The organism is Enterococcus sp. 9E7_DIV0242, assembly GCF_002140975.2.
In the GTDB taxonomy this organism is placed as follows: domain Bacteria; phylum Bacillota; class Bacilli; order Lactobacillales; family Enterococcaceae; genus Enterococcus_L; species Enterococcus_L clewellii.
On the sequence record NZ_CP147247.1, the window covers coordinates 685292 to 710586 of the forward strand.

A 25295-nucleotide genomic window follows, 5' to 3' on the forward strand; every position below is an offset into this window, starting at 1 on the left:
CCTCTCTTTTCTCGTTTCATCTCTTGCTCAAAACTGCGATAAAAACTCCCCACAAAAAGGATCGATTGGACTGATCCCTTCAAAGGCCTCTTGACCAGTGATTTTTCTGACTGTTGCTTCAATCGTTGCCGGATTTCCCGTATAGGCATTGATAAATGTTGAAACATAAGGGATGTCAAATAGATGATACGGATTTGCAGTGGAAATAAAAACCGTCGGAATATCCTTTTCATACCAAGGTGCGTTAGCAGCCATCAAATGATTCCAGCTTAATCGTGTAACAGTTTGATTGCTTGCTGTTTCGATATTGGCAACATACAAGGCCAAATCAAATTTATTTTGGAGGTCTTCGATTCCTTCCTCAAACACCTCATGAAAATCCAGCTTTTTATTGTCATAAAGCTGTACCTCAAAGCCTGCTTCCTCTAGCTGACGTTTAAAAAGCGGCCCAACTTTTCCCCCTTCTTTAAAGCCCCCATCGTCTAAATCGCCAAGAACAACTAACCGAATCCTAGGATAGCGTTGTGGTGATATCGGTAAATACTGTTCACGATCCTTGACCAGTGTAACCGATTGTTTCGCTATGGCTTGCGCTACCTGTTGATGTCCTTTTACATCCAACTTAGAGGGTGCCTCAGAATCAGCAAGTCGCTCACTTTCGTCAGACAATACACCTTGCGCCAGCTTTGTTGCCAAGATTCGGGTAACGGCCTCCTCCAATCGTTCCATACTAAGCCGACCATCTTCCAGCGCCGCATAAATCGCTTGATAATCCTCGTCAATATTCTTATTAAAAAGCAACATATCGATTCCGGCGTTAATAGTGGTTACCAATAGCTCGCTACGAGACATGATCGTCGTGTAGCCCAACATCGGAGTCGCATCTGTGATAGCAAGACCATTGAACCCCAGTTTTTCTCTGAGTAATCCCTCCACCAATAATTTGGAACAAGAGGCCGGTAGCAGTTCGCTATCTTTGATTTTGGGCGAAAGCTTCCGTTCCCATGCTGGCTGATAAATATGTCCCACCATGATACAGCTGACGCCTGTTTGAATAAAGTCATGATAAAGCTTCCCGTAGCTGTCCATCCACTCCTCCGCAGAAAGCGAATTGACCGAACTCAATAGATGCTGATCTCTTTCATCTACCCCATCTCCTGGAAAATGCTTGATGACCGAAAGAATGCCGTTGTCTGAAAACCCTCTGATTTGTTCCTGTGCCATCACTCGTACCCTCTCAGAATTATCTCCAAAGGTTCGTGTATTTGTAATAGGATTTCTGAAATTGTAATCAATATCAACGATTGGTGCAAATGCCATATTAACGCCTACTTGATGAGCTTCAGCGCCAGCAACATGGCCTAGATGATACGCATTTTCCGGATTATTTGTTGCAGCAATTTGCAGCGGCATCCCAACCCAGGTTCCCTCTGTAACAATTCCATTTCCACCAGACTCTATATTAGCAGCGATAAACATCGGAATTGAACTGGCAGTTTGCGCTGTATCAATTTGACGTTTGATTTTTTTATACGTAGCAGGACGATACATCATTCCTCCCGGCTGATATTTTTGAACAAAAGCCGCAATATCCACCATTGATTCATCCTGCCCAATGACAAAAAAGAGCTGGCCAATTTTCTCTCTGACAGTCATCGTTCTAACCATTTGTTTGATTTTCATTGTTTGACCCTTCTTTAAATGATATGGTGCCTTCATTAATTCAACCATGTGTATTCCTCCTGCACTCTTCTTAATGAAATGAGCGCAAGACGATGCATTGTGCCTTGCGCTCATCCCTATTATTTTGTTATGTCCTAACCGCTCTTTTAGCTATTGCTGCACCGCTTCTTCCTGTGCTAGATTTTCTTCCTTCACAGCTTGATTGTCTAGTGTTTTAAAGAATGGGAAGTAAATCAGCATGGATATCGCTGTTGCAAACAGTTCATATATACCAAATGAAAGACTGCCTTGAACCAGCCCATGAACAAGTGGCGGTAGAGCCCCTGCACCCAAGATGCCTATTGGTGCTGTGATAATTCCCAAAGAAATCAATGCATACCCAAGCGCAGTGATTACTAATGGTGTTAATAAGAACGGCACAAGCAGCATCACATTCAGCATGATCGGCATTCCAAAGACGACAGGCTCGTTGACACCAAATAAGCCGCTAGGAAATACAATTTTAGAGAACGCTTTGTATCGTTTACTTTTTGAGAAAAAGAACATGTTCGTCACTAGTCCAATCGTCGCACCGCTTCCTCCCAAACAAGCCAAATCATATAATCCAAAGTTGATTGCATTTGGTACCGCTTCGCCCGCAGCTACAGCGGCGCTATTGTCAGCTAAATAACCTAAGAAAATAGGCATCAGGATCGGTAACACGGTCATTGATCCATGAATACCGAAAAACCATAATAAGTTAGAAACTAGAATTAGAATCAAAAAGGCTGGCAATGAGCCTGTTAACGACTGTAAGGGTTCTTGAAGTAGCGTATAAATGAAATCCGTCGCTGTATCAAAGCTAGATAAGCTAAACAGAAGCTTGACGATGCCAAAGAATGTAGCGATCACTACAGCAGGAATCAATGAAGTAAACGACTTCGTTACCATTTCCGGAACCCCTTCCGGCATCTTGATCGTAAAGTTCCTATTAACAAACACCTTCATCAGTTGAATCGTGATCAACGAGACAAAGATTGCCACAAAGACGCCTTTAGCTCCTAGGTAACTGGTATTGAGAAACGCAGTTCTTTCTTCCGGATTTTCAGTAAGTGGACTCAATAACAGAAAACTGACCAATGAAATCAAGCCTGTTCCCAAGGCCTGTTCCTTAATACCAAAAATTCCTGCACCGCAATAAGCTATACTAAATGCCATATATAGTCCTAAAAGATCGATCGTAAACGCTGGAATATAGTTCAACACGGTGCCAATATTGGTACTGACTAAGAAATTCTGATAGGGTTCCCAACTAAAGCTAGAGATAACTGTAAAGATAGACCCCAACATAATGACACCCAATAAGGACATCGACCCCGTACTCACACTTTTCAAATATCTATTGGAAGAGATTTTATTAGCAACTGGAATAAAGCGTTTTTCCATAAAACGAATAAATGCATTCATTAGACTTGCTCCTTTTTATTAGTAATTTTCTTTTATTTTTTTCTGGTACCAGTAGTAACTGTCTTTAGGAATTCTGCGACATTCTTTCACATCTGTATCGGTTCGATCCACATAAATCAGACCATACCGTTTTTTGAAGCCTTGATGGGAGCTGACCAAATCTAATAAGGACCAAGGACTATACCCTAACAAAGGATAGCCTTCTTCGATAAAGCGTTCACATTGCTTGATATGCTGGTTTAAATAATCGATGCGGTAGTCATCATGAACCGTTCCATCTTCCAACACATCAGAAAAAGCAAGACCATTTTCAGTGACGATCATCGGCAATTTGTATTTTTCATAAATAGCTCGCATCCCAATATACAGACCTTCCGGATCAATACCAAATTCCATCCATTTTGTTTTAACTAAATGCGGGTTATTCCCCAAAGTAAATAACTCATTACGATAAAAAGGTGGCAGTTTGCTTGTATCTTCACCTTTTTCAACTGCGCGGATACAGGTACTGCAATAATAATTGATCCCGATGATATCAGGCTTGTTACTCTTTAGAATGAGTCGATCTTCTGGCTTTGTTTTCGGAAACCAGCCCTTAGTATGCAGATAATTGCTATAGCTTTTAGGATACTCGCCGTTCATTGACATATCAAGGAAACAATTTTGCAAAAAATCCTCTGCGTTTTTTGAAGCCAAAATATTTTCCGGTGAGGGGCTTTCTGGGTAAACGACTTGCATCGAACAAACCGGTCCGATTTTTCCATCCTTTACGATTTCTCTAAACCGCTGTATCGCTTTTTTCTCTGCTAAAGACATGTGATAGCTCATTTGATACATCTGTTTCATTTTTTCGTCCACGTCTGTTTCATGGTTACCATTCAAATCTGAGGCCGCACTGACAATCAGCTGTTCATTGATCGTTCCCCATAGCTTCACTCGATCTCCGAAATTTTGAAAGCAAACTTCTGCATAATCCACAAACCGATCGACGCATTCTCTTGATTTCCAACCACCAAAGGCTGTAACAAAGGCTTGCGGCATTTCAAAATGATAAAGTGTAGGAAACGGGGTAATCCCTTTCCCTATACACGCATCAATCAATTGATTATAAAACTGAATCCCTTCTTGATTCGGTTCCATTCCTTCTCCCATTACCCGTGTCCAGTTGAACGAAAAACGATAAAGATTGATTCCCAACTCTTCCATGAGCGCAATATCCTCTAACATATGATAGTAATGATCTGAGGCAATTTTTGAATCAGCGATCCCATCAGGTACATTTCGGACATCGGTTGTCGCCACGCCCTTTCCTCCTTCACCGAAACCTCCTTCTACTTGAAATGCTGAGGTTGAAGCGCCCCAGTAAAAATCTTTTTTTCCCATTCGTACATCCGTCCTTTCTTTATAAGAAAACGATACCATGATTGATTTACTCGGACGACAGCAAAACAAGACCTCTGGTTTCAAATCCAGAGGCCTTGTTTCAAAATATGAAACTATGTCGTTAAATAAATATTTCGCATATAATAATAAATCAACAGCTCCATCATATATAAGATAGAAATTCGCCCTTCCGTATTATCATTGATTTCTCCGCAAACAACGATTTCATCTGCACTTCGCTCAATGATTGGCGAATTTTTGAAAGTAAATGCAATAATGGTGACATTCTTTTTCTTTAACGCAGAAATAACTTTTTCACTAAAATAGAAGAAACCGCCCTCCATTGAAAAAATCAGCGCCAAACCGTTTGGTTGGATATTTTCCACGAGTTCTAATTGCTCCTCCATCGTAAAGCCCATTTGGATAAGCTTATCCATACTTGCCATTTTACTTTGAAAATGTTGCCCCATAAAAGCCGCAAACTCCAAGCCTAATACAGCCACATTCTCTGCCGAATGAATCGCCGACACGATTGTTTCAATTTGTGAAACTGCGACATGCTTCTTCACATATAGCAAATTAGTGAGAATGTTTTCCGTATAGTCATTGATAAACTCAGCTGTTTCTCCTTCAGAGGGCTGCACCAGCTTTTTCGAATAGTCACTGACAATATCGATCTCCTTTTCGACCGCGCTCTTGAACTCTGTATAAGAAGAGAAATCGATTAAACGGATAAAACGTGAAATAGCTGACGTAGAGACAAAGCATTTCTCCGACAAATCATAAATCGTCATCTGAGGAATTTCCGTAAAGTTTTTTAGAATTGCTTGTGCAATAAAGTAATTGTTGTCCTGCTTCTTTTGATTATTTATATAACGCAGTACAATACTTCTGACAGAGGTCCCTCGATTATCCAACCTCTCCACCTCCAAAATGTATTCTCTCCTAAATATACAATGAAAAAAGTGAGATTTAAAGCCTTATCTCTATTTCATGAAAAATTCAAACAGGAAATGTAGGTGCGCTCATGAGAATTCAAACAGAAAAAAGACCTCTGTAAGAGATCTTTAGACTGTTAAAATATGAATTTATTGGACATAACTTTTCTGCCGCTATGAAACTGACTTACGCACAGAAACCTCTGCACAGACTAGATCAGCTATATGTTTCGCACTTTCATTCGTTAGCAGAAAAAACATTCCGGCATTCCGGCATTTTTTATGTATATCTCCATTCAAGACATAAACAAAACCTTTAACACAGGTAGGGCTACAAGCACTAGGGTCAATAAGTCTCTTGCAGTCACGAGAAGCAGTCATTTTATTCTGCATATCAGCAGGCAAAGAAGCGATTATGTCCTCATACTTGCTTGCATGATCCCCATAAACTCTTGCCAAAATACCTGACTTGCGAAATACCCAATTCATGACTGTTTTTTTCTTCAGTTGGTATGAAGCAGTATAACCGCTTTTTACTTCTTTAATTACAAGGTCACATCCCTGTTTAATAAGTATGTTATTAAGCTTCTCCACAAACCTTTGGTGTTCCGGCGCAACTGCCAGTAAAAAGTCTTTAAATGCCCCCTTTTCTTTTGCCATCATATTTTCCCATCCTCAAATTTTAATTTAGTAAATTGTAGCATGGTTAAAAGCGAAAGAACAATTTTGAATAATTATTACTGTTCTTTATAGTTTGATTTTGTCTACAGTCTGAAGGCCTCAATTAAGAGGCCTATACTATTTAGCTATTTCACTTTTGCATTTTGGGCATCGAAACACCCATTTATCTCCGTTTCGCTTACATGACACCACATCAATCTCTCGAGAAATAGCATTCCTAGATTTTTGTACTTCAAAAAGGTTGACTCCAGTAAAATTATGTCCACAATTACATTTAATTTCCATGCACATCAAATCCTTCTTTTTTTGATTTGATTATACCACCAAATGAAAGCGTTTCAAACATAATTTTTAATCAAATTATAATCTTTAGATTAGAAATAGTTATAGCTTCAACTTGAATAAAGAAATTGAATACACTAACAGTGACTTATTGAAGATGAAATGCTTTCTTTACAGCTAAAAAACAATTAATTGAACACTAAAAAAACTAGTTAACATCAGCTAAAGTAAAATATGCCAGGCATCTCTTTCTGTGTATTCTTCAACAAAAAACTTCTGATTTAGTAGTAGCCGTTGGATCTGGCCTCTGCTAAATCAGAAGAAATTCTTTTTATTCGAGCAGTGACTTTTGTTGGTTTAGCTGAATAAAGGATTACTATTAGTACAAATAATAGCTTTATACTAGTGCTTAATGCAACAAATTATTGAAAATGAACCAGATAATACCACCAAGAATACTTGCTGCTCCTAAAAGTCGACCAATTAATTTAAATCGTGAGTTTTTACGCCGTCTGCGAGAATAGCTTCCATCCTTCGAGGTTGAACGCATCGACTGAGCAATTAATAATAGAATGCCCCCTAAAACAACCAATGCCACACTTATAGCATTTTCAATAGTTAGTAAATCTGTTAACTTAGATTTTGAAGCGGGCTTTGCGACACTTTCTTTTGAATCAGAAGCTGTTGGCTCACCCTTGTCCTCTGCAAGTGGTTGGTACGTAATTGCTAATGTTTGTAGCTTATCCGAAACGATTTGCAGACCGTTATCAACAATCATTTGATTATCCGCTACTCTTAAATTTGGTGTACTACCCTTCTTGGCAACACCATATAAATCTTGATCCAAGGTAACTTTTTGTCCATCCACTTCATGCAAACCAGCTGGTACTAGCTTTTGGTACTCATATTCTGCAAACATTTTTTCCAGCAACGCATTTCCGAAAGGATGACGATAATATTCTCCATCTTGATCAGACCAGTCACCTACACCCATGATGACCTCGATCAATCGAGTCTCGCCACGCTTGGCCGTAGCAATATAGTTAAATCCAGCAGCCGGACTAGACCCCGTTTTCAGTCCATCAACACCTTCTACCCCGTATTGAGCTCCCGGAATGGAATAATTATACGTTTCAAAAGTCTCTTCATAAGGTGTTCCTTCCATCGTCTTGACAACTGGTTGACTGGTAAATTCAAGAACCTCAGGATAATTGTTGATCAAATGATAAGTCATTATCGCTAAATCACGAGCAGTTGTCTGGTTTCCTGTAGATTGATCATAGCCTTCCGGGGTGTAGTAGCCCATAAAGCTTTGAGCAGAAGCCCCACTACAATTGAAGAATTTCGTATTCGTCATGCCCAACTCTTGTGCCTTCGCATTCATCCTATCGATAAATGCACCGGCATTTTGCTCAGAAATCTGATTTGCCAACATCACTGTAGCGACATTCGATGATGGCACTGTCACCATATAAAGAAGATCACGGACTGGATAAGCAACTCCGGCAACAATATCATTATTGCTTATTTCAAAAATTTGACCAATTGCCTGATCCGTCTCACTAGCAACAATTTCTGTTTCCATGGACAACTGTCCTTGCTTAATTGCCTCCAAAACTAAATAAACCGTCATCATCTTCGTAATGCTGGCTGGGTCACGAATTTCATCCGGTTGATTCGCCCATAAAATCTGACCATTACTGCCATCAATCACAATCGCTGCTTTCGGCTTATTAATATCCAAAACATCGTAGCCTGCCTGTCGAGTGATATCTAAAATATCCTCAAACTCTTCTCCGTGTACAGGTATAGGCAGAGCTAATAGAATCAAACTAACAATAACAACATAAAACACCCAAAAACCATTTCTTATTTTTTTCAAACTGACTCTCCTTTTATTTTTTGTGGAAAGTAGCCAAGTAATTGTCTACTTTCTTCATTTTGGTGGTTCGATGTCCATTATTCTAGCATTCTTAGTAAAAGAATAATGGCTCTCCTTTTATTTTTTGTAGCAAGCAGTCAAGTAATTGTCTACTTTCTTCAGTTTGGTGGTTCGATGTCCATTATTCTAGCATTCTTAGTAAAAGAATAATGGCTCTCCTTTTATTTTTTGTAGCAAGTAGTCAAGTAATTGCCGGCTTGCTTCATTTTCATGGTCCGATAGCTATTTCCCTAGAGTTCTTGGTAAAAGGGAAATAGTCCTCCTTTTATTTTTTGTAGCAAGCAGTCAAGTAATTGTCTACTTTCTTCAGTTTGGTGGTTCGATGTCCATTATTCTAGCATTCTTAGTAAAAGAATAATAACTTTCCTTTTATTTATTGTGGAAAGCAGTCAAGTAATTGCCGGCTTGCTTCATTTTCGTGGTCCGATAGCTATTTCCCTAGGGTTCTTGGTAAAAGGGAAATAGTCCTCCTTTTATTTTTTGTGGAAAGTAGCCAAGTAATTGTCTACTTTCTTCATTTTGGTGGTTCGATGTCCATTATTCTAGCATTCTTGATAAAAGAATAATGGCTCTCCTTTTATTTTTTGTAGCAAGCAGTCAAGTAATTGCCGGCTTGCTTCATTTTCATGGTTCGATAGCTATTTCCCTAGGATTCTTGGTAAAAGGGAAATAGTTCTCCTTTATATTTGTTGAGAAAAGTGGTCAGGTAGCCGGTTACTTTTTTACGTTTATCCTTTGTATCCATTATTTTTGTATTCTTGATAAACGAATTGCTAACTCATTTATACTATATCGAGCAAAAAAACTCACTTATTAGTTTAGCATATTCCGTATGATAATAGAACATGGTTTTAGCCAAAAATCCACTAGAATATCAGAAAAAATGAGCTAAAAAGAACAACATTGTGATTCGAATTTCTATTAAAAATATCCTTTTTCATTCTTGAGGATGTCTATTTTTCTTAGGTATTCAACACAACTAGACGATCTCGGTATGTTGTCTCTATCATTTACTTTAAAGGAAGATTTAATGATTCTCTCTGAGAGTCATAGCACGTGTCAACAATTGATTAGAAACAGTTGAAATAATATCATTTGCTGTTGTGCCATCTAAAGTCGGTGCTTTGATTGTCATATAAAAAATGTATTTAGGATTTTCTCTTGGCGCAATTTGCACTACAGAGTGAAGGTAGCTTTGTTTGTTGTAAATACCGTTTTCGGAGAATTCGGCTGTTCCGGTTTTAGCAGCAGTGCTTATTCCATCAATAGCGTACTGTTTCCCCGTTCCATATTCAGAATCATTGACCACATCGCCCATGTATTCTAACACCTTGTTTGAAACCTCTTTTGAGATTGGTGTTCCCACAATTTCCGGATTAGTAACCTCTTCCGTGCCATCCGGATAAATGATCTTGTCTATCAAATAGGGCTTCATCATATTCCCATCATTTGCTATTGCTGTGTAGGCTTGCTGCATCTGTAAATGTGTTACCCCAATTGCCTGACCGTAAGAGGTCATTGCTCTGTCAACCGGTGTTCCAGTCTGAATTGTACCAGAAAGTTCATTAGTCACTTTAATATCTGTCGGTTTCAAAAAGCCAAATGCCTGAATATACTCTTGCCATTTTTCCGGCATACGCTCTTCAAGCGTAACCATACCAACATTACTTGACCAAGCCAGTGCTTGTCGAAAGGTCATTTCCCCTTTTCCCTCACCATTATTCCAATCATTAATTAAAACATCATAGAACTCTAAATCCCCTGAAAGAAAGCGTTCATTCTCATCATAGATCCCTTCCGACATTGCTGCAGCAATTGTAAAAGGCTTCATCGTTGATCCAGGTTCATACTCATCCTCTGTCAATAGGTTCAGCCATATCGCACTTTCTTCATCTAATCCTTTTAATGTTTCCGGTTCAAAGGTTGGTCGTTGTGACAAGGCTAATAGTTTGCCCGTCTCAGCTTCCATTAAGCTTGCTGTAATTAGTTGAGGTTCATATTTTTCTGTTGTTTCTTGTAATAGCTCCTCCAGCTTAAGCTGCAAAATACTATCTATAGTCGTGACGATCTTAGCACCGTCTTGAGCAGGCTCTATCACTTGCTCTGTTCCCGGTATGCTGTTTTGATTTTTATCTTTTTTATAAATTACGGAGCCTTCCTTTCCCTTTAGTACCTCATCATAAGTCGCTTCAATCCCCATCATCCCTATTTCTTCTTGTTCCACTATGCTTGTATAGCCCAAAAAGTAAGAAGCGAATCGGCCATTTAGATATAAACGCTTTTTGCCTTCTCTAAAGTAAATACCAGAAATCTCTTTTTTCTCCAACTCATCCTCGATTTTATTTTTTACCTCAAAGTTAAGGCCGTTTCCTTTCTCGCCAAACTCCACCGTTGTAATCAGCTTTCCCTCTTCATTCTTTTGAGGAGTCAGCTGCTTTAAAACCAAATTTTTTTCAATCAGAGCTTGCTCATGAAGAATAGTCGCAATTGCTTCTTTATGTTCTTCTTGCACGTATAATTTTGTGCCATCTACTTGTACATACTCTTCATCTAATACCGCATACACAGAAAATGAAACAGAGTCTTCCGCCAATATATTGCCAGAAGCATCTAAAATACTCCCTCTTTTCGCTGAAATCTTATCCATCCCATTATATAAATCTTTCGTTTTTTCTTTTAAAGATACCCCTGCAACCTTCCCGCTACCAACGATCTTGATCAACCGACCAGCGACTAAGGCAAACACCAACAACGTAGCCCCTAATAAAATAATTCCTACCATCTTCCTATTTTTCTGTGGGCTATACTTATTTTTCAGTTTCATCCATACACCTCTAACCTTTTTATTTTCATTCACTTTTTTTAGGGCTTATTTCTATTCTATCATTAACTACAAGGGAAAGAACACCTCAAAATAGTAGTCATTTCCAGAATATTCTATTATTGATCGACAGCCAAAAAGTTATATAAAAACATCCTCTGAATTTTTATAGCGAATGACACACAAATAAGCAGGTCTCAAAATCAGAGAGACCTGCTGTCAATTTTTCTTCTGTTCTATAGACGTACTGTCTAAATATTCCTTAGTTCTTTTCTATAAACAACCATTCTTCGTCCAAAAATATCTTCTGCTTCACCTATTTTTTTATAATCCATCCGCTCATATAACCCTTGATGCTGAGAAACGATGTATACTTTTGAAAAACCGGCTACTATCAATTGCTCTTCTGCTTTAGAAACTAAAGCTTGACTAAGGTGCTGTCCTCTATACTTTGGATCAACATAAACAGTTGCAATATATGGCGTGTATGTCAACGTTTCTACGATATCCTGCTTCACATACGAGCAAAAACCAGCCAACTCCTCTTGATCGAATACAGCAATAACGCCTTCCCAATCATTAAAGGCCTCTTTGCGCATAGTACCTGCTAAATAATGAGCAGCTTCCCATTCTTTTTCATCGATCTTTTTAGCTATACTCTGCCAAGCTTGATCCTTCGGTCGAACATTCTGCCAGTCCATTTTTGCTTATCTCTCCTTTGTTACTCTCTCTGTCATTCATTTAATCATACACCTGACTAAGAGTGGATAACTAATGAAAAGCATACAGTTCGTCCCAATCAAGATGTCTTTCATAAGGCGAACGACAGCACCTCCATTCCACCTAATAAACGGGATTAAGAAACTTGATTCGTTCACATGTTTCTCACAAAGAATAGGAGTGGAAACTAAAAAGGCAATGTGCATGTTCTCCAACGAACTTACCTATCATGATGTTCATTCACTAACTCATAAATCGCACCCAGTAAGTTGGATTTATTAGCAAAGCAACAGGGTTCAATGTCTATCTCCGATAACGTTTTCTTCATCAAAGGATTGTTCTCTCTAATTTTCAAATACTGTTTATTGACTTCCTTTAGCAATAACGGCTGTGAGCTGATCCCTCCGCCAATTACCACTTTTTCACTATCTAATACCGCTTGAAGATTAATGACTAAACCAGCGATTTTGCGGCAATATTCCTCAAATAAAGAAAGGATTTTCGGATTCTTTTTTTCCAATTCAGCAAATACAAGCCGACCATCATGCTCATTCGTATTTCCCAGTATACGGCATGCCTGTTTAACAAATTTTACAGCAGAAAGAGAGGCACCGACCAACGGGTAGTTGTCTGCTCCATCTGAACTATTTACCATAAAACTCAACTCACCTGCTTGAAAGTGGCTCCCGTTCAACAATCTCCCATCAACAATAATACCGCCACCAACACCAGTACCCAGAACAATGGCTGCACCATTGCGAATGTTCCTAAGATTTCCCAGCCAAAGCTCTGCAAGAACAGCCGCTTTTCCATCATTCAATACACAACAAGGCAACTGATAATGTTCTTCTATATATTGCTTGAGTGATAGACCGTGTAGATAGGGAAGTGATCCGCCATAAGAAATTTCTCCTGTCTGACCATTGATTTTCCCAGGACAGCTGATTCCAACCCCAGAAAAGGAGACAGCTGTTGTCTTTAATAAGTGATCAATTAATGCATAGAGCGCTGCAGCATCTTTGGGTGTCTCGATTTTATCGGTCGTCCTTATCTTTCCTTCTTGATCGATGATGGCAGATTTAGTAAATGTTCCACCAATATCCAAACTTAAGTAGTTATCCAGTAGGAGTCACTTCCTTTCTCCTCAAAAAAATTCCTTCATTCAAACTCGTACGTTCTTAATAAATAACATGGCGTACAGCTCCATGCATGGCAATAGCTGTTGATCATTGCATCTCCATAGGGGGATAGATCAGGTGCTTCAGGATTGTACACCTCCCAAAATGTATCAGCCCCCGCATGGATCATGCCGCCCCAATAGCTTTTCAGTAGTTCAACTGCTTGTTGTTGAAAGCCTTCTTGGAACAGTGCCTCTACGTAGTGATGATACATATAAGGGGTGTTACAGCCAACCATCTTATTAGCTCTCTCTAAGGTTTTAATCAGCACACTCCTTCTAAATGTCTCATCCCCTACCTCAGCTAGGACCATCCAAGTTTGAGAGGCAATGGATCGTTGGTTGGTCTTAGGATCAATAAATAATTGTTGCTCCTCTTGATAATACTCCTTCAAAGCATACTGTTCCAGAAGTTCTATTAAGCAATTCGTCTCAGCAAATAAGTCTTTGTCTCTTTTTAGTTCTGCTAATTTTCTTAACTTTTTATAGGAATAGATAAAAATCCCTTGAATCGCTACTTGTTTATCCAGCTCATCATTCCAATCAATAAATGCCCACCAGCCCGAAGGAGGTTCCACCTTTCCAGAGGAGTGTATCGCTTTTTGTAGTAAGCTTCCCTGTGCAACAGCGATTGGATAAAGTTCGTCTAAGGTTTCAGCATCCTGTGTTTCTTGGAAGTACTGCAACAGCGTATCAATGAAAAATAGACTATAGTCAGCTAGAAATGTATCATCCGGAATCAATACCGGTTCCGTAAAAACATTAGCAGAAACTTGTCCCTCATCCGTCGTTTTTGCAGCAAAAAGATAGAGGCATTTTTTTACCAGTTCCGTGGCATGAAAAGTTTTATAGTTAGCTAAGGCTTGTAACCGCAGATCCCCTAACCATAAACGCCGATCCCGCTTTGGCCCATCCTCGAAAACCTCCTGCATACATTGCGCCAACGTTTTTTGAGCTACTAAATCAATTTTTTTCAGCAATTCATCCTCTGTTTCCAACGACTTGAATGCATCCGGATCAGCAGAGCTTTCCGTTTTACAGGTCAACGATAACCAGATATGGTATTTAGGTGACGTATCTATCACTTCTATTTTAGCAAAACGAAAAGCGAAGCGGCGTTTCAACTCCAAAGTACTTGGTAAAACATCCAATGTTAACAGCTCTTCTTGAAGCCACGAAGAACTCAGTTCCCCATGATAGCTTTCAAAAGGCCGCTGGACCTCTTCCAGTGTTTCTCCAAAAGAGAGCTTTAGCTTCACTGGTGCATCAGGCGGACTCCCTACAGAGCGAATCGATAAAGAAACACGTCCTACACAATGGTCTCCAAAATCAAGAATCGTTGTACTTTTGCGCTGTAGCTCCAGACCCGTCGCAGAATCATAATGAAGCCCTTTTTCCGAAAGTCGATTTACGGTAGATTCAATAGCATAAGCTTTGTTTGGTGCCACTGTTCGATGGTATTTTTCTATAGGGATCTGAGTCAATTTTTGCATAAATAGCTCGTTAGTGGTAAATGAAATATCCGTATTTTTTTGAAACTCCATTCTATTTCTATCCCTTCCTCGGTTTAATAAAAAATCTGTACATGATTTCTAGCAAGACGCCAAAAATGAAAATGATCATTGTAAAAGAAAGCCGGAACCCACTGAACAAGCTCAGGACAATCATCACTAACAATAGGCTATTTTTCCCCGCATTGGGCAAGAAAGAGGCAATTAGCTTTTCGATCAAGGATGATTTCTTATAGTGCAATCCGTTGCGCAACAAATTGATAAACAAAAGTCCTTCACAGACAAGCAATACAATGTTTAAACTATAAAAAATGATAGTCAGCGGGCTATTGATCGTTGAAGCGTACAATGCCGTGAGTGTCAAAAACACTGCAGCTACTAGGCTTCCCCAGATGCGGTACTCGTTCCTAAGTGTGAAACGAAGTTCCCGAAAGTATGTAGCAGCCAACTTGACTTCCCTGCCCGCTTTTAGCTCACCGATAGCACGAAGTAACGCAAGTAAACTAGGAATAAGCGGCAAACTGACCACAAAATACAACGGAAAAAAAATAACTTGAAAATCAATAAAGAAAAAAATTTGAAAAAAGAAACTGTTGGTGATCAAAAAAAGTGTATTAAGCAAAATGATGTGATAAACCGTATCAAATATAGTTAATAGCTTACTAATTTTCTCTGTCATAGAAATCAGCCTTTCACTGCACCGGCAGAAATACCACTTACAAAGTATTTTTGCAGTAGAGAGAATAGAAGAATCAAAGGTATTGCGCATAAGATACATGCCGCAAAGAGAATACTCCACTGTGCCGGATTCTCTTTATCCCCTAAAAAGTTCAACATCGTAACCGGTAAACTCATCTCTGATTGCTTGTTAACAAAAATCAGCGGATAGAAATAGTCATTCCAAATCCAAATGCCTTGCGTAATGACAACGGAAACAGTTGCCGGAGCCAGCAACGGAAAGACGATTCGGAAAAAACGTGTGAACAAATTTGCCCCATCAAGATAGGCAGATTCTTCGATTTCAACAGGAACGGTTCTCATAAAGCCAGTGTAGAGAAATGTTGAAAAAGGAATACTACAGGTGATAAACATGATCATCGGTGTAAAACGTGTGCTTGGAATACCCAGTGTACTGAAAACCTGGGCAATTGGAATAACGACCATTTGCCCTGGTATGACCAAACCGGAGATAAACAAAATATATAGAAACTTGCTTAATTTTCCATTGATTCTCCCCAAAGGATACGCCGCCATCGAAGCCAGCAAGACAACCACGAACACACTTCCTAACGTAGTGATTAAACTATTAAAAAACGATGAGCCAAAGTTCATCTTTTGAAAAGCCGTTGTGTAGCTTTCCAGAGTAAATGCTGAGAACAATTCCAATGGTGAGGATGTGTCTCCCGGGGCTTTGAAAGAAGTGGATAATGCGATAAGAAGTGGAGCCAAAGTAATGATTAGAAATGCGATAATCCCACCATGTATCGCAAGTTTACTAAGTTTATCCTTCATTCCATTTCCCTCTCTTTCTTATTCATAACTACCAATAGTATTGCAGTGATCAAAATAATCACCACAAATGAAACAACTGAAAACGCCGCGGCTTTCCCAAACTGCTGCTCTGTAAAAGCCATCTTATAGATGGAGAACATCAATGTGTTGGTGGAGTCTCCCGGTCCACCATTCGTCATAATGAATGGATAGTCGAAGGACTTTAAGCCATTAATGACAGATAAAATAATATTTATTGTGATCGATGGCGCCAACAATGGAATTTTTACATAGCGGATCAGCTGAAGCTCTTTACAACCGTCCATCCTAGCTGATTCAAGAACAGAATCATCGATCGTCTGTAAGCCAGCAAGATAAATAATCATTGTCTGTCCGACATTTTTCCAAATATCAACAATGGTGATACCATATAGCGCTTTGCCATAATCTCCAAGAATGTTGAAGCTGCTGCCATCCATTCCAAAGAAATCCATCACAGAAGCGATCAGCCCTGCTTGTGGCATATATACGTAGCTCCAGATAAACCCAATAACAATCGCACTGAACAGCGCCGGAATATACGCAGCTGAACGGTAAAAGCCCATCCCCTTTATTTTACTGTTCAATGCAAATGCCAAAAGTAGTGCTAATACGTTTCCACCAATAACCAGCAATGCCGTATAAATCAATGTATTTTTTATTGAACTTGTTAAGATACCTGATTCAAAAATCGTAGAAAAATTACTAAACCCGACATTGTTATAATTTTGGTTAAATCCATTAAAATCTGTCACACTGTATGTAAACAACTTTAAAAATGGCCAAATCCAAAAGATACCAAAAATGACCAGTGCCGGAATAACAAATAGGAATAATCGGTTATTCATGACTAACGATTGGTTCTTTTTGAAAAAAGAAACGCGACTACGCTTCTCTACCTTCACTTCTTCATTGCGAAGCTCCATTTTATCCACCCTTTCTTGTTAACGGAGGTTGGGACAGAAGCGCTAAGATCAAGCACTAAAACTGACATTCACGAAAATAGTGCCACAAATTTTTCTGACTTTCGATTTAGTGTCGAAGGAGCTGCTTCTGCCCCACCGTTTATTCGTCTTTAGGTTTAGAGAGCGCACTGGACTTGAGTTATGTCCCACGCTCGAAGACTCGCCACTCAATATTATTTACTTTTTAGCAAGTCTTCTCTCGCTATTTTATTGCTTCAGTTCATCAAATTTCTTCTGCATTGCTTCCGCCATCTCTTTCGGAGTCACTTTGTCGGTCCCAATCATTTCACTGAATTTCGCCTGCATTTCTGTTTCTGTCCCGGAAGGCCAAGCTTGGTTACACCAATAGAACGAACGCCCTTCTTCAAATGCCGGAAGTACTTCACTAAATACATCGTTACTCAGTTCAACGCCCTTATATGTGGTAAAAGAGGTAGCCGTTTGTATCCATGCATCAAATAATTCTGATTCCCCATCTGTCATCTGATTGAATACATCCTTAAGCAGTTCCTTATGCTCACTCTTTGCACTCATCGCAAAACCAGCACCCGTAGCTGCCGCAATATATGTCTCACCAGAATCATTTGCCGGTAATCCCATAAAGCCTAAGTCAAAATCCATATTTTCGAACGCGGGATAACTGAAGTCGCCATCAAAAATCATCGCTGCTTCTTGATCCTTAAAGGTCTGTTGGGCCTGTGGTTGTCCCAATCCTAATGAATTACTGCTAACATAGCCTTTATCATATAATTCCTTATACATCGTAATTGTCTTGATCCACTCCGGATCAGTAAAGCTTGTATCGCCTGTATATAATTTTTCGTCGAATGCTGCATTTTCAGGATATACTTGATTGGCTGCAACTTGATACATCCCGAACTGAATCATGTAGGAATCCTTGTCGCCCATCACGATAGGCGTCACACCGGCTGCTTTTAATTTTTCACACGCATCCAAAAATTCTTGCCAATTGGTTGGCAGTTCGATATTATTTTTGCTGAAAATATCTTTGTTGTACCAAGTACCCAAGACACCAATTGTGCTGGAAAGCGCGTAAGGCTTACCCTCGTAAGACATATCCTCTTTTCCTTGGTCAACTAGCTTATCCCAATTTTCCAAATCCGATAAATCTTCAATATATCCAGCTTTGGCCATTTCCTCTACAGAGCTGGCACTCGCTTTTTTAGGCTGAACAAGAAACAGGTCAGGCGCTTGTCCCGTTGATAGTTTACTTTTCAAAGCAGTATAGTATTGATCATCTGGTAACAGTGTGGTTTCAATCGTATAATCAGGGTATTTCTTTTCCACTAATTCTTTAAATGATTCCAGAAAAACGCCCTGCGTTCCATCTTTTACACCAGATGCCATGACTGTAATTGTCTTGTCACTACTAGCTCCCCCGGAGTCCTCTGTTCCGCCGCCTCCACACGCCGATAGTAAAAATAATGCTGCCGATGCCGCTAACACTGTACGAAGAATCTTTTTCATTTTTTAAGTCCCTCACTTTCTTTATAGTCCTATCATACGCAAAATGAAGTTATCTTTTTTTGTATTTCGTGGTATACTTTTTTTGGATATTTAACGAACGGGGGACATCAAGTGAGCATAAACAGACAATTACGTTTCTCCACCTTTTTTATCACAGGATTTGCTTTGCTGTTGATCAGCTTGCTTTCTTATTGGACATTCTTTCAATCTTCCTACAACGAATTGAAAGCGAATACAATCAATTCGTTGAATCGAAGTGCTTCTACCATTGAACAACGAATCAATGAACTTGATATCTTAACGGAAAAAGCCCAATTCTTCTCAAAAAATTCCTATGATTTGATGTCGGATCTACGTAAATACGCTGTTGGCTCTGACTTTTCCAATGAGGAGCTATTTAACTCTGAGCAAGAGATAAAAGGTATTTTCCGAACATTGATTTATCGTATGGATCAGCTAAATTTTCTGGCAATTGCCTTGCCAAATGGACGGATTATTTCGTATTCAAACACACAAAAAGACTTTTCTTACGGCTATGATCCTCTACAAGCACAATGGTACCAACAAGCACTTGCGGCAAAAGGTGCATTGAATATTTCGGCAATCGAAGATGAATCGATCATTGTCAATGGTGGTGAAGAACGAACCCTCCTTTTTTCCAGAGCGATCTATGATTTTTACTCAAAGGAGTTCTTAGGTATCTTTGTTGTGAACTGTGAACCTTCATTTTTTGATTTTATTTCAAAGGATTTCCCAGATAAAATCAGCGGCTTTCAGCTGATGGACAAACAAAATGACACAATCTTTTACGAGGCGAATCCCATGGTTGATACTCAGCCAAAGGATATGGTCAGCAAAACGATCAACGCGAACAGGCAACCACTAAAATTATCCGTTTCAGTGGATAATCAAGAATACGTTCAGCTTCTTTGGACCACCTTACGGAATATGGCCTTGATTTTTATTGGTATTCTTCTCTTGAGCTTGCTTATTTCCTATCGATTTGCCAATCTCTTTACTGCGCCCATCGTCAAGCTCTCAAAAATAATGCGCCAGCGCTCTCAAGAAGACATCATTTTTGATACGCAAGATGATGAGCAAAGAAACGATGAAATTGGTATTCTCTATCAGGAATACCAACAGATGCTTCGAGCAATCAAGCAATATACCCAAGAACAGATCAACTTTGAACAATCCTTACTAAAATCAGAGCTGAATGTCTACAAAAACCAAATCGACTCTCATTTCCTATACAACACGTTGGAGTCGATCAATTCGTTGGCCGAGATTGAAGAAATTGACGAGATTTCCACAATGACTCTGTCCCTATCTAACATGTTTCGCTATGCATCAAATGGCTTCGTGAATGAAGCGACCCTTGCTGACGAGTTGCATAACGTGGAGGATTATCTAAATATCCAAGAAATCCGTTTTCAGAAAAAAATCGACTACTTAGTTATTAATAACAGTGACAATTTACTACAGGCCCATATCCCTAAAGTCATCATTCAACCACTCGTGGAAAATGCGATTTATCATGGCTTGAGCAAAGGCGGGATCGACGGGAAAATCCGACTATTTATTTCTAAAACGAAGAATACCGTTCTGATTCGAGTGTATGATGATGGTCTGGGGATGGATGAATATACATTAGCACAAATCACCAACAATCTGGCTGATGCAACAGATATTGTTAGAAAACGAACCAATCATATTGGTTTGATAAATATTGAAGCACGGATAAAAAATACGTATGGCAATGACTATGGGTTAGCGATTTTCAGCAAACCAGGACAAGGAACCTTCGTTGAATTGAGATTGCCGATCTTATTGAAAGGAGAAAACGATGTATAATTTTTTACTTGTAGATGATGAAGCATTGATCCGAAAAGGAACATTGAAAAAAATAGAAAAATTGGATTTACCCATTCGTTGTGCAGCTGAGGCGGCAAACGGAAAAGAAGCGATTGCTCTATTAGAAACCGAGACCATTGACTTCATCATTACAGATATGGACATGCCCGAAATAGATGGTATTGCCCTACTCGATCATTTAAAAATCAACTTTCCCCTACTCCCAATTATCGTCATAAGTGGGTATGAAAACTTTGACTACGTAAAAAAAGCGTTGCAAGCCAACGCCATTAATTATATTCTGAAGCCCTTCAGCAAGGAGGATATTTTGAAAGCCCTCAACGAAGCATTAGCGAAACTGGATTCCAGCGTCGCTTCAAAGGAAAATGAAGAGGAAATGATTCTCAATACAATTCTTGGTCATAAAACACAGCTGGCTATAAATGCTTTGACTGCTAAAATCAAGCCTGGAAAAAGCTATCTACTCGTACTAGTATCCCTTAGCGAAAAGGACGCTCTTCCTACGAATGCCATTAAGCAGCTGGCAATTTTTGTTGCTCCAATAAAAGCAGAAGCACAGCTTTTTATTGCCGTTATTGAACAAACCAATCTTCCCGCTTTACTTGAACAGGTCGCAGACAATGGCCTGTTAGGTATCAGTAAAGAAGTCATTGATTTTTCGGAGATTCATCACTATTATCTGCAATGTATCGATGCTCTCAATACTCGAACAGCAACTTCTTCAAATGCAGCGACATTTATAGATGAGTCATTTAAAACAGGAACCTACACTTTTGAAAAAACAGCCGAAATAATGTATTTGATTGAAGCTGGAAAAGCGGTGGATCTGCAGGAAAAGCTAACTGAGTATTTTCAGCATCTAATAGAATCCCAAAATCCGTCGTTATATACGCTCAAACAGATTGGTCTGTCACTCATTGAAAAATCAAAGAATTTACTAGATGACTTTTATCATACAAAGAGCAACTATACGTTTCCCGAAGTCTTTAAGGAAGTGATGGAACAACACTTTATTTTTCCAGAGGTCCTCTCCTACTTCATCAACTTTCTGAGTACAATCGCTAAAGGAATGGCTTATGAAAAGGTTTATGCATCCAATGATATTATTGAAAATATTCAAACCTATCTGAAAAAACATTATAAAGATCCTATTAATCTCGATTTATTAGCCGATTTGTTTTACATCAATCAATCCTACCTGTCTTCCCTATTCAAAGAGAGAACAGGCAGCAAATATATCGATTACTTGAATCAATTACGGATTGAGGAAGCAAAAATAATGCTTAGCAATACAGATAGAAAGTCTGGATTAATTGCAAAATCGGTCGGCTATGAAAACGAAAAATATTTTTTCAGAGTGTTCAAAAAATATACCAACACAACACCCGAACAGTACCGGCTAGAGCATAAAACAAAGAAAAAAACATAGCAGCTCTATGTAAATTTCATTTCTGTAAAATATGCCTATCAATTTTGAACAACATTTCCCGGATAATTGTTATATAATTTTACTTGCTAAGAAACCCTTAGTATATGTGTGTGGACTCCTTCCTAAGAGGAGTCCTATTTATTTTTTATAAGAGTTATTTAAAGACGATTTGAAATAACTGACTTACAGCTGTATTTAATAACAGCAAAAAATACTAAGCCAAAAATGAACATCCTTTTCTTTAATAAAAGATGTTTTTTTGGCTTAGTACTACGTATTTAGACTACTAATTCGTTTCACGAATGCCATCTAACAACTGATCATTCCTGTAAGAAATTTTTGCGTTCTCTTTCGAATAAAACAAGATTTCATTCACACTCTGATTTGTCAAATCGCTTGTCTTCCCAAGTTCAATCAGCTCACTCACACACTCAAGATATTTCTCTACCCATTCAATTGTCAACGGGCTTAGTTGATGCCCCGAGAATAGTCGATACTCAGGTGTCATCGCAGAATGAATGACTTCTAGGCTTTGTTTGTAAACGTTGATAGTTGTTGCCTCAGCAAAATGCATTAATACGCCCATTTCACAGACCATGTCCCCCGTGTAAATGACCTTTTTATCTACGTCAACCAGAGAGATACACCCTTGAGTATGTCCCGGTGTCTCAATGACCTTGAGCTTTCGTGTGCCAAGATCAACAACCATTCCCTCAGTTAATGGCTTCAAAGCAACAGTCTGATTGATCGTTTGAAACTGTTTTATTGCAAAAGCTTCCGCTTTATCCGGATCATTTTGTTTCATTTCTTCATACTGTCGTTTGAAAAATTCTCTTCTAAATTCTGCTGAGGAATGCAGATGATATAAATCAACGTCTCTCGGATGAAGCATTACCTCTTCAAATTGTTGATCATTACCAATATGATCGATATGACCATGCGTATGAATGACCACGATTGGTTTATCCGTTATAAGGCTAACAAATGCTTGTAGAGTCTCCTCTTCAAGACCTGTATCGATCAATGCTGCCTTATGCTCACCAACAAGAAGATAATTGTGTATGGAAGATTGACCTTCTCCACGAGTGATCAGCCAAGTGTTTTCATCAAGTTCTTTTGCCTTCACTATTCCCCCACCTCCTGTGATAGCTTAGTAAGATGTTTTTCGGCATAGTCGTAGGAAACACGCATGATTTGGTTTTTATCACACCATTCGTCGAGTTTGCCAGACATCAACAGCTCATATTCATTTGCTCGATATTTCCCTACCATTCCAATAACTGATTGACTATTAGCAAAGGATAACGCTTCACGACTTGGGGTCATTGGATGCATTAAAGTCAGTCGATAATCCTCAGTTAAACCCTCAAGCCATTCCGTCCAAAGCTTCAGCCCTACTTCTATCGAAGGATAACTATGCGGCCCTAATTTCTGCTTTAAATCATACCAATCAAGATGATTGATCAATCCTTTTCTATTCGCCCATTCTTTTAGGATAGGGATTAACTCTGGATAATACATCTCTGGCATCATATGCGTGTCAAAGTAACTGATTTTTAATCCAAACTTCGTTAATTGATCCAGCTGTGCATTAAATTCTGTTACTACCTCATCAGGATCGATGCTCTGATTTAGCAAACCAAATTTAGGTGGAAAAACCCCATTCTCCCCGATCAATGAAGGAATTCGGGACGTATCTGACATTGGGAACCATTTCAGATATGTCCATTCAGCGGTCAGAGTACCATGCATACCGATTGAAAAATCACGAGTTGGCAAAGACTTTAAAAGCTCTGCTCCTGATTCCATCATCGGGCCAACCGCCATACAGGAGACATTTTTAATGTAATCCTTCTCTTTTAACACTTGGTATATCGCCTGATTTGAAGCGTTACTTGATCCAAAATCATCGGATCTGGTGATTAGTTTTGAAATCATTCCATTCACTACCTATTCAAAAGTTTCTTGTTCTTTCTCTTTAAAACCAAGTACCCAGACGAGGGCAAACGTCACAACAAAGGCAATACTGCACCCAATAATGGCATTAATAAAATTGGCTGAGTCTTCATGAATGAAGCCGGCCAAAATAAAAATATTTGATCCTGTTAAGGCATATGCTTTAACATGCATGAAACCCATATACACAGCCCCACAAAATGCACCAATAGCTTGTGCAGCGAAAGGCTTGATATAAGGAATCATTACGCCATATAGTGTAGGCTCAGCAACGCCACCAACAACTTGCAAAACAAAGCTAGAAAGGCCTAAGCTACGATTGGCTGTTTGTTTCGCCTTCAAACCGAAAGCTAGAGCCGTTGCTGCAATGGAGACTACTACAGGGGCAACAGCTACGAAAACCACTTCATCGTATCCGTTAGCAGTTAGAGTAACCAATACCGCCATATTGATAGCATGGTGCATACCTGTGACAATCAATAGAGCAAAGACAGCAGCAATCAAACCGATCCCAAACGGACCGAAAACTTGATGCGTCCACAGTAGAAAGGCGCTAATATAGTTTCCTAGGATACTCCCTAAAGGCCCTAAAACCACCAATGCCAAAGGTACCATAACCAAAACAGTAAGAACTGGAACAAAAATCATTTTGAAACTGCTCGGAATGTAGTTGTCGAAAAAGACTTCGACATACGACATGACCCAAACAATTAGAATGATTGGAATTACTGTACTAGCATAATTGACTGGGGTAATTGGTAGTCCATAGACACTAAGTGCTGTCCCAGCAGTAACGCTTTCTACAAAGGCTGGTGAAATCAGGATACTCCCCATCAGCATACCGAGAAGAGGATTGGCCTTAAACTTCTTGGCACTAGTGTAGCCTAGAAAGACTGGTAAAAAATAGAATCCTGCGTCACCTACGAAATTGAGCACTTGATAGGTGCCGCTTTCCAGTGAAAGTACACCAATCAAACTAGGACCCAGCAGCATTAGAACCATCTTGATCATTCCGGCACAGATGATTGCTGGTAAAGCTGGAGTAATACTCCCTACTAAAGCATCTAAAATACCACTCCCAATTGATTTCAGTGTCATTTTTTTCTTAGGTGAGTGATCACTTTTGGTATCAGCATCACCACTGTCCAGCTCGCTTTCAAGCTTCAATTTATTGAAGACCACACCGACCTCCGGACCAATAATTACCTGGTATTGATCACCTGTCTTTTGAAAACCTAATGTGCCGGGGATACTTTTAATTTTTTCCAGCTCCACCTTACTATCATCTTTTAAAATAAAGCGTAAGCGAGTGACACAGTGAAAAGCAGTCGCAATATTTTCTTTCCCACCAATCGCTTCTAAAGTACGGTCTGCAATTTGTTGCGCTTGTTTCTCTTGCATAAATGATTCCTCCCTAGTACAACCTCTTATAAAAAACGGAATTAAAGCTAACGTTAGAAACCCCTTA

Annotated in this window: 19 protein-coding genes; 2 read left to right on the forward strand and 17 right to left on the reverse strand. The window is 39.2% G+C overall.

Translation table 11 applies throughout. The features are described from left to right. Window positions 1-27: 27 nt before the first annotated feature. The 14 genes from A5888_RS03305 to A5888_RS03370 all read right to left on the reverse strand — a co-directional run bounded on the left by A5888_RS03305 (window position 28) and on the right by A5888_RS03370 (window position 18567). Window positions 28-1731, reverse strand: a complete 1704-nt coding sequence (locus tag A5888_RS03305; protein ID WP_086347817.1) for a glycoside hydrolase family 3 protein — start codon at window positions 1729-1731, stop codon at window positions 28-30. Window positions 1732-1833: 102 nt separating this feature from the next. Beyond that, the gene (locus tag A5888_RS03310) at window positions 1834-3129 is read right to left on the reverse strand and encodes a PTS sugar transporter subunit IIC (protein ID WP_086347818.1); all 1296 of its coding nucleotides are present in this window, start codon (window positions 3127-3129) and stop codon (window positions 1834-1836) included. An 18-nt stretch (window positions 3130-3147) separates the two neighbouring features. Then, window positions 3148-4512: a glycoside hydrolase family 1 protein gene (locus A5888_RS03315; RefSeq protein WP_086347819.1), complete on the reverse strand. Its 1365-nt coding sequence runs from the start codon at window positions 4510-4512 to the stop codon at window positions 3148-3150. A 113-nt stretch (window positions 4513-4625) separates the two neighbouring features. Continuing rightward, window positions 4626-5429 (reverse strand): MurR/RpiR family transcriptional regulator, encoded by an 804-nt coding sequence (locus tag A5888_RS03320; protein ID WP_086347820.1) that lies wholly within the window; start codon window positions 5427-5429, stop codon window positions 4626-4628. Between the two features lie 195 nt (window positions 5430-5624). After that, window positions 5625-6113, reverse strand: coding sequence for a hypothetical protein (locus A5888_RS03325; RefSeq protein WP_212647163.1), 489 nt, complete (start codon window positions 6111-6113; stop codon window positions 5625-5627). Between the two features lie 709 nt (window positions 6114-6822). After that, complete coding sequence (locus A5888_RS03330; RefSeq protein ID WP_249274407.1) at window positions 6823-8295, reverse strand: DUF1958 domain-containing protein; 1473 nt, start codon at window positions 8293-8295, stop codon at window positions 6823-6825. Between the two features lie 1087 nt (window positions 8296-9382). After that, window positions 9383-11179: a penicillin-binding transpeptidase domain-containing protein gene (locus A5888_RS03335; RefSeq protein WP_086347821.1), complete on the reverse strand. Its 1797-nt coding sequence runs from the start codon at window positions 11177-11179 to the stop codon at window positions 9383-9385. A 248-nt stretch (window positions 11180-11427) separates the two neighbouring features. After that, window positions 11428-11877, reverse strand: a complete 450-nt coding sequence (locus A5888_RS03340) for a GNAT family N-acetyltransferase (protein ID WP_086347822.1) — start codon at window positions 11875-11877, stop codon at window positions 11428-11430. Between the two features lie 239 nt (window positions 11878-12116). Next, a complete protein-coding gene (locus A5888_RS03345) occupies window positions 12117-13001 on the reverse strand; it encodes an ROK family protein (protein ID WP_170924692.1) in 885 nt (294 codons plus the stop codon). Window positions 13002-13054: 53 nt separating this feature from the next. Next, a complete protein-coding gene (locus A5888_RS03350; protein WP_086347824.1) occupies window positions 13055-14617 on the reverse strand; it encodes a family 78 glycoside hydrolase catalytic domain in 1563 nt (520 codons plus the stop codon). A gap of 7 nt (window positions 14618-14624) precedes the next feature. Continuing rightward, on the reverse strand, window positions 14625-15263 hold the full coding sequence (locus tag A5888_RS03355; protein ID WP_086347825.1) for a hypothetical protein: 639 nt from the start codon (window positions 15261-15263) through the stop codon (window positions 14625-14627). Window positions 15264-15268: 5 nt separating this feature from the next. After that, window positions 15269-16096 (reverse strand): carbohydrate ABC transporter permease, encoded by an 828-nt coding sequence (locus A5888_RS03360; protein WP_086347826.1) that lies wholly within the window; start codon window positions 16094-16096, stop codon window positions 15269-15271. Then, window positions 16093-17040 carry a carbohydrate ABC transporter permease gene (locus A5888_RS03365; RefSeq protein ID WP_212647164.1) on the reverse strand — a complete coding sequence of 316 codons (948 nt, stop codon included), beginning with the start codon at window positions 17038-17040 and terminating at the stop codon, window positions 16093-16095. The genes A5888_RS03360 and A5888_RS03365 overlap by 4 nt, the downstream gene beginning before the upstream one ends. 246 nt (window positions 17041-17286) lie before the next feature. Continuing rightward, a complete protein-coding gene (locus A5888_RS03370; RefSeq protein WP_086347827.1) occupies window positions 17287-18567 on the reverse strand; it encodes an ABC transporter substrate-binding protein in 1281 nt (426 codons plus the stop codon). A gap of 111 nt (window positions 18568-18678) precedes the next feature. Here A5888_RS03370 and A5888_RS03375 point away from each other — a divergent pair, with 111 nt between their 5' ends. Together A5888_RS03375 and A5888_RS03380 are read left to right on the forward strand one after the other, a co-directional pair. Continuing rightward, entirely contained in the window at window positions 18679-20421 is a 1743-nt protein-coding gene (locus tag A5888_RS03375) for a sensor histidine kinase (protein ID WP_086347828.1), read from the forward strand. Continuing rightward, window positions 20414-21871, forward strand: a complete 1458-nt coding sequence (locus tag A5888_RS03380; RefSeq protein ID WP_339101913.1) for a response regulator transcription factor — start codon at window positions 20414-20416, stop codon at window positions 21869-21871. Before A5888_RS03375 ends, A5888_RS03380 begins: the two co-directional genes overlap by 8 nt. 286 nt (window positions 21872-22157) lie before the next feature. Here the strand turns inward: A5888_RS03380 and A5888_RS03385 are convergent, their stop codons facing one another. Genes A5888_RS03385 through A5888_RS03395 form a run of 3 tightly spaced genes read right to left on the reverse strand, consistent with a single transcriptional unit; the run spans window position 22158 to window position 25228 of the window. Continuing rightward, entirely contained in the window at window positions 22158-22997 is an 840-nt protein-coding gene (locus A5888_RS03385) for an MBL fold metallo-hydrolase (RefSeq protein WP_170924693.1), read from the reverse strand. Continuing rightward, a complete protein-coding gene (locus tag A5888_RS03390) occupies window positions 22997-23809 on the reverse strand; it encodes a ChbG/HpnK family deacetylase (protein WP_086347831.1) in 813 nt (270 codons plus the stop codon). The genes A5888_RS03385 and A5888_RS03390 overlap by 1 nt, the downstream gene beginning before the upstream one ends. Window positions 23810-23821: 12 nt before the next feature. Next, on the reverse strand, window positions 23822-25228 hold the full coding sequence (locus A5888_RS03395) for a PTS transporter subunit EIIC (protein WP_086347832.1): 1407 nt from the start codon (window positions 25226-25228) through the stop codon (window positions 23822-23824). Between the last annotated feature and the right edge of the window lie 67 nt (window positions 25229-25295).